The sequence below is a fragment of the Desulfosporosinus shakirovi genome, assembly GCF_020595055.1.
Classification (GTDB): domain Bacteria; phylum Bacillota; class Desulfitobacteriia; order Desulfitobacteriales; family Desulfitobacteriaceae; genus Desulfosporosinus; species Desulfosporosinus shakirovi.
The window spans coordinates 81908-95043 of sequence record NZ_JAJDOO010000001.1; the positions used below are offsets into that span (position 1 = coordinate 81908).

The 13136-nt window shown below is 46.2% G+C and carries 11 protein-coding genes; 1 reads left to right on the forward strand and 10 read right to left on the reverse strand.

Annotated elements, in window-relative coordinates:
- Positions 1–9 precede the first annotated feature (9 nt).
- The gene (locus LJE72_RS00435; RefSeq protein WP_229245323.1) at positions 10–1506 is read right to left on the reverse strand and encodes an alkaline phosphatase family protein; all 1497 of its coding nucleotides are present in this window, start codon (positions 1504–1506) and stop codon (positions 10–12) included.
- A gap of 183 nt (positions 1507–1689) precedes the next feature.
- Here LJE72_RS00435 and LJE72_RS00440 point away from each other — a divergent pair, with 183 nt between their 5' ends.
- Complete coding sequence (locus LJE72_RS00440) at positions 1690–2322, forward strand: DUF6789 family protein (RefSeq protein WP_229245324.1); 633 nt, start codon at positions 1690–1692, stop codon at positions 2320–2322.
- Positions 2323–2427: 105 nt separating this feature from the next.
- Here the strand turns inward: LJE72_RS00440 and pyrE are convergent, their stop codons facing one another.
- From pyrE to pyrR, 9 genes are all read right to left on the reverse strand, one after another.
- The gene (gene pyrE / locus LJE72_RS00445; RefSeq protein WP_229245325.1) at positions 2428–3033 is read right to left on the reverse strand and encodes an orotate phosphoribosyltransferase; all 606 of its coding nucleotides are present in this window, start codon (positions 3031–3033) and stop codon (positions 2428–2430) included.
- Positions 3034–3131: 98 nt separating this feature from the next.
- On the reverse strand, positions 3132–3857 hold the full coding sequence (gene pyrF, locus LJE72_RS00450) for an orotidine-5'-phosphate decarboxylase (protein WP_396389961.1): 726 nt from the start codon (positions 3855–3857) through the stop codon (positions 3132–3134).
- A gap of 87 nt (positions 3858–3944) precedes the next feature.
- Positions 3945–4865 carry a dihydroorotate dehydrogenase gene (locus tag LJE72_RS00455; RefSeq protein ID WP_229245326.1) on the reverse strand — a complete coding sequence of 307 codons (921 nt, stop codon included), beginning with the start codon at positions 4863–4865 and terminating at the stop codon, positions 3945–3947.
- Positions 4852–5679 carry a dihydroorotate dehydrogenase electron transfer subunit gene (locus tag LJE72_RS00460; RefSeq protein WP_229245327.1) on the reverse strand — a complete coding sequence of 276 codons (828 nt, stop codon included), beginning with the start codon at positions 5677–5679 and terminating at the stop codon, positions 4852–4854. Before LJE72_RS00460 ends, LJE72_RS00455 begins: the two co-directional genes overlap by 14 nt.
- A gap of 26 nt (positions 5680–5705) precedes the next feature.
- The gene (gene carB / locus LJE72_RS00465) at positions 5706–8879 is read right to left on the reverse strand and encodes a carbamoyl-phosphate synthase large subunit (RefSeq protein WP_229245328.1); all 3174 of its coding nucleotides are present in this window, start codon (positions 8877–8879) and stop codon (positions 5706–5708) included.
- A 2-nt stretch (positions 8880–8881) separates the two neighbouring features.
- Positions 8882–9988, reverse strand: coding sequence for a glutamine-hydrolyzing carbamoyl-phosphate synthase small subunit (gene carA / locus LJE72_RS00470; protein WP_229245329.1), 1107 nt, complete (start codon positions 9986–9988; stop codon positions 8882–8884).
- A gap of 147 nt (positions 9989–10135) precedes the next feature.
- Positions 10136–11446 (reverse strand): dihydroorotase, encoded by a 1311-nt coding sequence (locus LJE72_RS00475; RefSeq protein WP_229245330.1) that lies wholly within the window; start codon positions 11444–11446, stop codon positions 10136–10138.
- Positions 11433–12368, reverse strand: coding sequence for an aspartate carbamoyltransferase catalytic subunit (locus LJE72_RS00480; protein ID WP_229245331.1), 936 nt, complete (start codon positions 12366–12368; stop codon positions 11433–11435). Before LJE72_RS00480 ends, LJE72_RS00475 begins: the two co-directional genes overlap by 14 nt.
- A gap of 189 nt (positions 12369–12557) precedes the next feature.
- Complete coding sequence (gene pyrR / locus LJE72_RS00485; protein WP_073028856.1) at positions 12558–13118, reverse strand: bifunctional pyr operon transcriptional regulator/uracil phosphoribosyltransferase PyrR; 561 nt, start codon at positions 13116–13118, stop codon at positions 12558–12560.
- Between the last annotated feature and the right edge of the window lie 18 nt (positions 13119–13136).

The following is a 13136-nucleotide window of genomic DNA, read 5'->3' on the forward strand; positions in this document are numbered from 1 at the left end:
GACGCTGTACTATATCTTGGATCCTAATCCAAAATGATTAAGAATCATAGGGTACAGATCAATAATTCTCGCGTGGTCAAATTCAACCGGCATGCCCGCAACGATCATCGGCACCGTCGAATCTTCTTCCTCTAGTGACCCATGGCTCCCTCCTCCAGGGTGAATAGGTGCCCCGACGGCAAAATATTCATACCCCAGGACCGCTGAAACGGCAATTCGGCTTCCACCTCGCGCCTCAAGGGCTGATAGTAAACGATTAAAGGCATCCGGAAACTTCCCGAATTCAATAATTTGTTCGCTTAATACTCGAGCATCAACCACAGATAAGTCCCCTTCATAGGACCAGGTTTGACCGTAAACATCTCGAAAAGGACCCCTGCGAGAAAAGGAAAGTTGTTTTTCTGTCCCGCCTTGAACAACGAAAAATTTATTTTCAGAGACTTTCCAGCTAATTTGAGCGTTGCGTGGATCTTTTGCCAAGATACCCACTACCTCTGGCAAAAGATCATCTTTTCTCTGCAGAATGTAAATAAAAGCCATCCGCTCATTTGGACAAATGGCAATCTCATACCTATTATCTTCTCCGCTTGCTTCTTCCGTAGCTTTTAATCGCTTAAACGACTTTAAGGCACTATCTAAATCAATCAGGTACTCTTTTCCTAAGCCAACAGTTGATTGGGCATGGTCTCCCGTGACAATAATTACGTTTTCCTCTAATGCTTTATCCCAAGTACCGAACTCATCTAGGACCGATGCCACTTGTTGGTCTGCATACTCAATAGAAAACCCCGAGCGCAAAGGGCCATGTTGGTGTGAATATTTATCATTATCCGGAAAGTAAACAACCATGAAATCAGGCTGTTGTCGTTCTCGTACAAGTTGTGCCGCAATTGTCCCGGAAAAGGTATCATTAAAACCAAAGCGATGAAAAGGCCCTCTCGGATAGGCTCCTGCCCTTCCGAAGAAAGGGGGATGGATAAGCTGACCTAAGGTTAAGTGCGAGGGACCCGTAACATCTTCTCGATTGAGACGAAACCCAGTCCCTAAGGCCAATGAAAATGGAACTTTCGCTAGGTAAGTGTGTCTCGCTCGATGCATAAAAAAATTAATATTCCCTGTACTGTAACCGCCTGCTTCCAGTTCTTCATACAAGGTTGAGGTTTTGGTATTCAGGTGATCTTCATTGAGACTAAGTAATAAGTTGCGAAGAACTTTCTCTAAACCAATCTTTAGGATGCTTTGCCAAGTAGCTCCGTAATCCACGATCTTCCTTATCTCCTCATTATACCAGATAAACCCAGGAACTCCATGCTGATTAGGCCAAGTTCCTGTGATCATGGAACTCGTAGCAACCGGAGTCATCGTGGGAAAGGAGGAGATAACCCTGTCTATGCAGGTCCCATGTTTAACCAAAAAACGAAACGCAGGGGCATTTCCTTCCGAAAGGATCCTGCCCAAAACAGAAGGATGAAGGGAGTCTACCACAAATAAGATTACCTTTTTCATGATCGACTCCCTTCATCAATTTCATATAAAATAAAGTATATCAAACTGTCTCGCTTTTAGATACTAGTGGATGTAAAAACTTGCTAATTTACGAGTTCCAAAAGTATGGATTTTATAATTATATCGGACACATTGGGGCAATATATGAAAACAGGATCTAAGTTAAAGGAGGTCGAATTATAAATGTACTCCAATTGGTTCAATAGAACAGTTAACGGTCTGCACCAATTTAAGAAGAATAACTCTATGAAAGAGCCTATTATTATCGGGCTTTTCGGTGGATTATTAGGGGCAATTGTCATGGAATTGTTTAATGTGTTATTAGGGAAAAGGCTGTTGTTCGGGAAAATTGCATCTTCAATGGTTATCCATCCCTTGCGCAGCAATAGACTCAAAAATACACTGTTCGGGGAGATAATGCACTTAACCGTAGGGGCAGGTATTGGGTCAATAATTGCTGGACTTCTTCAGAAAACAGGGAAAGATTTAGTTATTATTAAAGGCACATTCATAAGTTTATTAGCCTGGGTAGGACTGCATAATTTGGGAAACAGAATGGATCTGTTTAGTATTAAGCCTTATTCTACTAAAGGCCACTATATGGCCCTAATTCAACACCTAATTTACGGGATTTCCACCTCGACAGTTATTAAATACTTTTCTAACCCTGTTTCATTCCAACAACCTTCGATCACAGAAAGTAAAAACACGACTGGCGAACGCAACCTCAAGTACGGTCAACCTTATTTGCCATCTGAAATCGAGCCAACAATGCCCGATTCTCAAATGTTACAATTCAAGTATCCCACTGCTTAATTAAACTGGGATTCTATTAAGCTAAGCAATAACTATCGGATGGACAGATAAGGAACAGTTGGAATATTACTTCCGGCCTGTTCCTTGCTTTATTTTAACTTACAATTAAATTTTTCTACTTCCTGGTTTTACAGCTGGAGTACCTTTTGCACACAGTGGGCATTCCTGAACTTCGAAAGCTTGGATGTTCAACTGAATAATGGAGCACTGCGGCAACCCAAAATCAACTTGACCTCCTGTACGATCAACAAGCACCCCGACACCTACCGCCGTGGCTCCAAATTCTTGGACTACTGTCAATACCTCACGAACGGATCCACCAGTTGTAATTACATCTTCCACCACCAAAACACGTTCCCCTGGAGAAATCGTAAAACCTCTGCGCAAACGCATAATTCCGTTTTCCCTCTCTGTAAACAGAGAGCGGACTCCTAAGGCCTTGGCGACTTCATGCGCCACCAAGATCCCTCCTGTTGCTGGTCCTATGACAGTTTGGACGCCCATGTCCCGAAATTGAGAGGCCAGGCCTTCGGCAAGAATTGCTGCTCGATCCGGATATTGGAGTACTTGAGCACACTGCATATATTGAGCACTGTGTTTACCTGAGGTTAAAATGAAATGTCCATCGAGCAGCGCTTCACTTTTTCTAAATATATCCAGGTACTCATCCGGTGTGAGTGGCATCTTATTATTGTTTGATAGTTGCGCCATTATTTCTTAATCTCTCCTTTTTCTACTGTACCTTAATCTTCACCTGTACTACATTCTGAACTCTGGCAAGCAAATTCCTAACTCAACCTGCTATTCAATTATTCCCAAAGTCGCTCTAAGGCTTGACGAGGATCCTTAGAACGGGTAATGGGTCTCCCAACGACAAGATACGAACTTCCGGCTACCAAGGCCTCAGTTGGTGTAAGTACCCGAGCTTGATCCTGCGCTTCACTCCAAGCAGGACGAATTCCCGGTGTGACAATCAAAAAATTCGCTTTTGTGTTTTTCCTAATATCCCTCGCCTCCCTAGCTGAAGCGACCACTCCATCCAGCCCTGCCTTCTCTGCTAGTTTCGCCAGTTCAACAACATGCTCACGAAGGTTCCGCTGAACCCCCATTTCTAGTCTGAATTGATTTTCCGACATACTGGTCAGAACTGTAACTCCGATCACCTTGGGGACACTTCCCAGCTTACTTCCTTCTTCTTGTACAGCGCTGGCAGCCCTTGCCATCATGTCATATCCACCGCTGCAATGGACATTGATCATGTCAACTCCGCATTGAACGAATCCTCGTATCGCTCGTTCCACCGTTGTAGGTATATCGTGAAGCTTCAAGTCCAGAAAGATGGGGAAACCCATAGCTTTCAATTCGTGGATCATTGCCGGCCCAGTATACGCGTACAGTTCCAACCCTACTTTAAGCCAACACCCTCTGCCTTGAAGTGTCCCAGCTATGGCTAACGCTTCCTCACGCCCTTGAACATCCAGGGCGACCATGACGCGCTGATTATTAGATATCACTTCCACACGATAACCCTCCATTTCCAACTTCCGCAGCTCAAAGACTGGCCTCAATTATACTGTAATTCAAAGTTAAACATATGTTTTCTAAAATTATACTTATTTAATCTAAGCTCTATGCGCTAATCCCACTAAATCATGCACAGACGCAAGTCCGCGTTTTTCACAATAGTCTTGGATTCCCTGTAGAATCTCCAAGGGGACCAGAGGATTGACAAAATTCCCTGTACCAATACTTACAGCCGTCGCCCCAGCCAGCATAAATTCCACAGCATCCTGCCATGTAGTAATTCCGCCCATTCCAATGATCGGTAAATCAACGGCTTGAAAGACTTGCCAAACCATTCGCACTGCAACTGGTCGAATGGCCGGCCCTGAAAGTCCTCCAAACGTATTGGCTAAGACAGGACGTTGTTGATTTATATCAATATGCATCCCTAACAATGTATTGATGAGAGATAGAGCATCTGCTCCGCCAAGTTGGACCGCGCGCGCCATCCCCACAATATCTGTGACGTTGGGCGAGAGCTTGGCAATAACTGGGAGGTCGGTTACGGCCTTCACTGCCGCAATCACTTCTTGCGCGCTCTGAGGATCCGTGCCAAAATGCATCCCGCCATGTTTAACATTAGGGCAGGAAATGTTCACCTCCAGCGCAGCTAATCCAGAATCCTTTTGTAACGCTCGAGCCAATAGCACATAATCCTCCAGGGAAAAACCAGAAATATTAGCAATCGCCGCAGTAGGCAGTTTCCGAACCTTAGGCAGATAGGATTTTAGGAATTCCTCCAGCCCTGGGTTTTCCAACCCGACAGCATTTAGTAACCCTGCCGGTGTTTCCGCCAGCCGGGGAACAGGGTTTCCCAGGCGAGGCAAGGGAGTAATCCCCTTTAGGGTTATTCCCCCTAAGGCCTCCAGCGGACAGTAGGCTACATACTCCTCTCCAAACCCATAGGTACCGGAACAAGTCAGGATTGGATTTCTTAACTTTATACCTGCAAACTGAGTTGATAAATTAACAGGACTCATTCCAGACAACCTCCTCCCCCCGAAAAACCGGCCCGTCCTGACATACTTTTCTATGAATCAACACACCAGCTTCATCGACTAAGGTGCAAACACACCCCAAACAGGCTCCAACTGCGCAACCCATACGTTCTTCCAGCGAAACCTCCACAGATACTTTATAGTTTTTAAACAGCTCTGTCGCGGCCTGCATCATCTTCTTTGGACCGCACGTAGCCGCCCTAATCTGGCCTCCGCTCGCAGAAGACTTCTTTAATAGCTCTTGGGCCTGTTCAGTCACGAGGCCCGTCTGCCCAAGACTTCCGTCAAGCGTACTCAGGTGCAGAGGAATACCCAGGGCTTTCCATGAAGAAAGACCAGCACTCTCTAGAAAGGACTTGTTTTCTCCTCCCCAAAACAAACGTACTGTCAAACCCTGAGCCAGCGCGCTTTGAGCTAAAGGATAAAGCGGGAATATCCCAATTCCACCGGCAACCAACCACAACTCCCCTTTTTCCGGTAAAGAAAAGCCCTTTCCTAAGGGACCCATAACACTTAGTCTCTCTCCACACTTTGCTCTCGCCAGAATTTCGGTTCCCCGACCTTGAATCCGGTAGAGCAAAGTAATTTCGTCGCGTTCAGAAGAGATTCCGGCTATACTAATGGGTCGCCGCAATAAGGGATCAAATGAGGAGATGGATGAATCTTGAACTTGGATCGCAACGAATTGCCCTGCATGCGCAGTTCGGGCGATCGGTCCCTTCAGTACCAATCTCCTGAGTCTTTGCTCCTCATCCCCCAAGCTTTCGTGAACAACTACCTGACCTTCGGTAAGCATGGCAAACCTCCTTCTGTTGTCCTAATCTACAACGGCAAAAGACCCGGCGAAATACTTTCGATCACTTGGAGCAAGGCTGCAGCGGTATCTAAGCTTGTAAAGCAAGGAATTCCATGTTCCACGGCTGCTCTTCGGATCGCGAAACCGTCACTTGCCTGTGCTCGACCATGGGTAGTTGTATTAAGGACATATTGAATCTTTTGTTTGCGGATGCCATCAATAATTTCATTTGAGCCGTCATGCAACTTAGCAATCGTTTCAACCCTTATTCCCTCACACTTTAGATAACGAGTTGTGCCTTCTGTCGCTAAGATGCGGAACCCAATTTCAGCGAACCGCCGAGCAAGAGCCACCCCTTCCGCTTTATCACGATCTGCCAAGGTTATCAACACAGAACCGTAAGTTGTAAAGGAGAGTCCCGCTCCTAGCAGAGCTTTGTAGAGAGCCTTTTCATAGGTCCTGTCCATTCCCATCACTTCACCAGTCGATTTCATCTCAGGACCTAAGGACGGTTCGACCCGTTGAAGCTTAGAGAAGGAAAACACAGGTGCCTTAACGGCAACCCGATTACCAATTGGCCAGAGGCCGAGAGGGATCCCTATGTCTTCCCATTTCCTGCCTAAGATTACTTGGGTCGCCCAGTCTACGATCGGGATTCCAGTGACTTTACTCAAAAAGGGAACCGTACGACTTGAGCGCGGGTTAACTTCCAGGACAAAGAGTTCCTTGTAATAAATAACATATTGGATATTCAGTAACCCTTTGATTTTTAAGGATCGTGCTAACGATTCTGTTAAAGCAATGATACGGTCTTGCATACTTATGTCCAGTGTTTGAGGCGGATAGACCGCGATAGAATCTCCGGAATGAACGCCGGCCCGCTCTAAATGTTCCATAATTCCGGGGATAAAGACGTTTTCTCCATCCGAGATGGCATCAACCTCTACCTCAGTTCCGAGCAGATATTGGTCCATCCAGATCTCCTGATCTGAGGATGCGGACAAGGCACGCTTGATAACAGGCTCTAATTCCTTCTCTTCATACACAATGTCCATAGCCCGTCCACCTAAAACATAGGAAGGGCGAACCACCAAAGGAAACCCTATCTCTTGGGCAATACGTTGCACTTGCTCCATATTCGTTGCCCCGCCTCCGCGTGGTCGCTTTGCTCCAAGTTCTTGCAGAACACGATCAAAGGTTCCGCGCTCCTCTGCCCGGTCAATGTCTTCAACCGTCGTACCTAAAATCTTATATCCGCGACTTGCCAGTCCGCTTGCTAAACCTATTGCTGTCTGCCCGCCAAATTGAACGACTACACCATCGGGCTTTTCTTTGTCTAAAATCTCTGAAACATCCTCTAAGGTCAAGGGCTCGAAATAGAGCCGATCAGCTGTGTCAAAATCTGTGGAAACCGTCTCAGGATTGTTATTAATAATAATACTTTCGAAGCCCGCTTTTCTCAAGGCCAGCACGGCATGTACGGAGCAATAATCGAATTCTATACCCTGCCCAATTCGGATCGAGCCTGACCCTAAGACAACTACTTTGGGCAGCTTATGAACTTCCCCTTCATCCTCAACGTCATAGCTGGAATAAAAGTAAGGTGTCGTCGCTTCAAACTCTCCTGCACAGGTATCGACCATTTTAAAAACGGGTCGAATGCTATGCTTCATTCTAAACTGATGTACTTCTTCTTCGGTACTCTTCCAGAGGGAAGCAATCTCTTGATCTGAGAATCCAAGCCGTTTGACACAGAGCAATGCCTGTTCATCCCAAGGCGTGTTTGCTATGGACGTTGTCTCATCGACTAAGCGTTTGAGTATATTCAAATAGTAGCGATTCCAGCCTGTCTCTTGAACCAGCCACTCCACCGTCCAGCCGCGTTTTAAGCACTCGGCAAAAACGAATAGCTGCCGATCATCGGGTTCTAGGCAGGCAGTTTTAAGTTCGGCATCTGAAAGACGCTCAAGCTCGAACAAACGGACCCCATACACTTTTATATCGAGAGAACGGATGGCTTTAAGCAGGGCAGTTTCTAAGTTCCGACCGATACCCATGACTTCACCGGTTGCCTTCATCTGGGTTCCTAAATGACGGTCAGCATCCGTAAATTTATCAAAAGGCCAGCGTGGGAACTTAACTACTACATAGTCTAGAGCCGGTTCAAAACAAGCTGATGTTTTTCCTGTAACCGCATTTTTAAGTTCTGTCAGTGCATAACCTAAAGCTATTTTAGCTGCGACCTTAGCGATCGGATACCCTGTCGCTTTAGAAGCCAGGGCACTGGAACGGCTTAAACGGGGATTGACCTCGATCACGACATATTCCATTCTTGAGGGATGGAGTGCAAATTGGACATTACATCCCCCTTCAATACCCAAGCCATTTACAATTCGCAGAGACGCACTGCGCAGGGTTTGAACCTCTCGATCCGTCAAGGTCTGACAGGGTGCAACAACAATACTGTCCCCCGTATGTATTCCTACCGGATCCATGTTTTCCATATGGCAAATCGTGATACAGTTTCCGACTCCATCACGTAAGACTTCAAACTCAACTTCCTTCCAACCAGCCACACTCCGTTCTACGAGAATCTGACTGATAAGACTTGCCTGCAAACCACTTTGTGCAATTTGCTTAAGTTCAGCAACGTTTTGGACAATTCCTCCGCCGGTTCCACCTAAGGTAAAGGCTGGTCGTACAATAAGAGGGTATCCAGTTTTATCGGCGAATATTAGCGCATCTTCAACATGGGATACAATCATGCTTTCCGGAATTGGTTCACCCAGCTCTTTCATCAAGGCCCGAAAGCTCTCTCGGTCTTCTGCTTGATCAATGCTTTTAAGAGAGGTTCCCATCAAGGTGACCTCACAACGCTCCAAAACCCCTCTTTTAGCAAGCTGATAGGCCAAGTTCAGCCCGGTTTGCCCTCCCATTGTAGGGATCAACCCGTCCGGCCGCTCCCGCTCAATAATCCGTTCCACGGATTCCACTGTCAATGGTTCTATATAAACTCTATCTGCAGTTTCTCGATCGGTCATAATCGTGGCAGGATTGGAATTTACCAGAATGACCTCTACCCCTTCTTCGCGCAAAGCCCTACAGGCCTGCGTGCCGGCGTAGTCAAACTCAGCCGCCTGCCCAATTACTATGGGGCCAGATCCAATTACCAGAACCTTTTTCCACTCTTTCCTGGGCATGCTTATCGTCTCCCTTTTTGTGTCGAACTTCTCAAGACAACATCCTTGAAATGGTCGAAAATTTCCGCGTTTTCCTCTGGTCCCGGAGCGCCTTCCGGATGAAATTGTACGGACAGAACAGGATAAGTTAAGTGCTCCATCCCTTCTACGGTTCCATCATTAAGATTGCGCAAGGTGACTTCAAAACCGGACCCTGTCAAAGATGCTTCCTCCACTGCATAGCCATGGTTTTGGGAGGTCATAGTTGCTTTTCCTGAACGAATATCTATGACCGGATGATTTCCCCCGCGATGCCCATAGGGAAGTTTATAGGTTTTTCCGCCTGCGGCCAAGGCCAAGAGTTGATGCCCTAAGCAGATACCCAAGACCGGCAACTTATCATACAACTTGCGCACCATGGCAATTCCTTCAGACAATTCTTCCGGATCTCCGGGACCATTGCTTAAAACCAATCCGCTTGGCCGATGTCTTAGAATTTCTTCAGCCGTTGACCTGGCGGGGAATACCATGATTCGGAACTCTCTCTTCTGCAGGTTGCGAATAATATTTCGTTTCACTCCAAAATCCAATACCGCGATTAAGTGCCCAGATCCAGGAATTTCATAAGCTTCTTTTACCGTTGACCGATAGACCCAGTGTTCACTTTTGTCCTCTATTTTCCTTTGGGAATTAGCCCAGTACTCTACTCCCGCCTCTTGCGTTTGAACTAATAAGCCGGGCAGTGTTCCAAATTGCCTTAAATACCTGGTCAAAGCCCGTGTATCTACACCCTTTAAGCCTTGAACCCCATGCTGTTGGCAATAATCCTCTAAAGACCCCTCACCATGCAGACTCCCCTCACCTTCAGAAAGTTCTCGAACGATAAGTCCCTGCAAGCGAGTTTTATCTGCTTCATTTTCTTCATGGTGCCAGCCATAGTTTCCGATTAGAGGTTGAGTTAAGACCAGTATCTGACCGGCATAAGATAAATCCGTGACCATTTCTTGATAGCCACTCATAGACGTATTGAAGACAACTTCCTGCTCTTTCAGCTGTGCAGAACTCTTCGACCATTCCCCAAACTCTTTTCCCTCAAAGGTTGTCCCATCCTTGAAAACGAGATAAGCCACCTTCGACACTTCCTCTCTCCGCGTAGTCTTCATTCGCACATTCTTTTAGCTAACACTAACCAAGCACCTAGCACTTAATTCTAAACACTTTACCCACGCTCTATCTAAACACTCTATTGATATTCTTATCAAAGACGTTTAAGCGCACTAAATAACCGTTCTATCTCTCTGTACAAGCCTGCCTTCTACCCAGACCATCACCGGAAATCCTTGCATAGTTTTCCCCAAGAACGGAGTATTGCGCGCTTTTGAAACCAGTTTAGCTGGCTCAATCACCTCCGAGAAATCCGGATCAAAGAGCACCATATCTGCCGAAGCCCCAGGCTTTAATGATCCCCCGGGCAGACCAAATCTCTGCGCTGGAGTATCGCTCCAGGCCTCAATCACCCGATCTAAGGACATGCGTCCTGGTAAGACTAAATACTGCCATACCGCACTTAATGCAGTCTCTAAGCTAGCAATTCCAAAGGGCGCTTCCGCAAATGGACGCGCTTTTTCTGCCTGAGTGTGTGGGGCATGGTCGGTGGCAATCATGTCTATAGTTCCATCTCTAAGTCCTTCAATAAGGGCTTCGCGATCTCCTCTGGAACCCAGTGGAGGATTAACCTTAAGAGCTGTATCAGTGATACCTATCTCTTCATCACAGAAAATTAGATGGTGAGGATTGACTTCTGCCGTGACATCAACCCCTCGCGCTTTAGCTTTTCGAATTAACTCTACACTCTCCGTCGTCGAAATATGGGCCAAATGAAGTTTCCCGCCAGTTTCCTCAGCTAGAATTAAATCCCTGGCAACGATCACGCTTTCTGCACTGGCTGGAATTCCTCTTAACCCCATCCGACCGGAAGCAACTCCACGGCGCATCAAACCTTCTCCAGCTAAATCTTTATCCTCGCAATGACTGATAATCGGAAATCCAGTGAGTTTAGCATATTCCAAAGCAAGCCGCATCACTTCCGAGTTCTGAATATTTTTGCCGTCATCGGAAAAGGCAACGGCTCCACCCTCTTTCATATCTGCCATCTCGACCAGTTCGGTACCCAGCATTCCTTTAGTAACCGTCCCTATCGGCAGTACATGAGCATATCCGGCACGTTCTCCCTGTCTGCATATGAATTCAATCAAAGCCCGATTATCAATCGGCGGTTGGGTGTTAGCCATCGCCATAATCGTCGTAAACCCGCCTCGTACTGCAGCTCGTGATCCACACAAAATATCTTCTTTATCTTCTTGTCCTGGTTCACGTAAATGAGTGTGTACATCTATCAGCCCCGGGAAAAGAAATTTACCTTTCCCGTTTATCGTCTCCAGTGATTCACCCTGAGCTTTTTCTAAAACTTCCTTTTCTGTCAATGAAGATGAAATTTCTAAAACTTGCCCACCTTTAACGAGAACATCCCGGGGAGCTGAAATTTTTTGACTTGGATCTATAACCCAGACGTCTTTAAGCCACCACATTGCTAGACCCTCCTATCAGTAAATAAATTAGCGCCATACGAATCGCCACGCCGTTCGTGACTTGACGCTCAATTAGAGCATCTACACTGTTTGCTACGTCATCCGAGATTTCTACGCCTCGGTTCATCGGTCCAGGGTGTAATACAATGCTCTGTTTTCCGGTTTTCTTAAGACGCTCTGTCGTCAATCCATAGAGATGGCTGTACTCACGCAGGCTGGGAAATAGCCCGCTTTTCTGCCGTTCAAGTTGGAGACGAAGAGCCATGACAATATCCGCTCCTGGTAAAGCGCTGTCCAGATCATGAGTTATTTTAACTCCGAGGCCCTCCATTTCGGCAGGAACTAAAGTTGGAGGGCCTGCAAAAGTCACATTGACTCCCATTTTTTGAAGGCACCAAGCATTACTGCGAGCTACCCTGGAATGCAATACGTCCCCAACGATGACGACGTTCTTTCCTTCTAATTCCCCAAGATTCTCCTGCATCGTAAAAATATCTAATAGCGCTTGAGTTGGATGGGCATGCTGCCCATCTCCAGCATTGATCACCGCAGGATCGAGGATATCCGCTAAAAATTTGGCAGACCCTGAACTGGGATGGCGCAGAATTACCACATCAGCGCGCATCGCCTGAATGGTCTTAGCGGTATCATATAAGCTTTCGCCCTTACTTACACTGCTCTGAGCAACAGCTATACTTGTCGTATCCGCCCCTAATACCTTGGCAGCCATTTCGAAGGAGGTTCGAGTCCGTGTACTTGCTTCATAGAATAGATTAACTACCGATTTTCCTTTTAATGTAGGCAATTTCTTAATTGGGCGCATCAGAATTTCTTTCATCACCTTCGCAGTATGCAGAATATGTCGAATTTCCTCCACACTCATATCTTCAATCGCCAGAATGTCTTTACGCTGCCATTTCATCAGTAAACCTCCCTAATTTTTTCCATCTCTTATTATCTCTAATGAATTTGTGATTATCCCTCGCCTTACATCCCTAAAACATAAAAATCCTCGTCCCGTAGAGAGGGAGAGGATTTAAACATAGGCATAACCTATATCCGCTCGCCCCTTGGTCATCTCTCTGGATAACATTTAAAGGGTAACGTTGGTTTATTTTATATTAATATCATCTCGTTCCAGAAGAAGTATGTCTTCCTCCCCATCCACTTCCTTGAGCCGTACAGCTACGACTTCTCGTCGCGAAGTGGGCAGGTTCTTCCCAACATAATCTGCTCGAATAGGCAATTCTCGGTGTCCTCGATCCACAAGCACGGCTAGCTGAATTCGTTCAGGTCTTCCAATATCCATCGTTGCATCCAAAGCCGCACGCGCCGTCCGTCCGGTATAGAGTACATCATCAATCAGAATCACTGCTTTGCCTTCAATACTTACCGGAATATCCGTTTCATGAACGACTGGATGGATATCGATAGTACTTAAGTCATCGCGATAAAGAGTAATATCCAGAATTCCCAAAGGTACTTTTACCCCCTCGAATTCTTCAATATACTTTTGAATCCGTTCTGCCAGCGGCACCCCTCTGCGACGAATCCCTACCAAGACAAGTTTATCAGTTCCTTTATTCTTTTCTACAATTTCATGAGCAATGCGAGTTACCGCCCTGCGAATTCCATCCGCATCTAAAATTTTACTTTTAATTGTTCCTTCCAAGGCCACTAACTCCTTTCT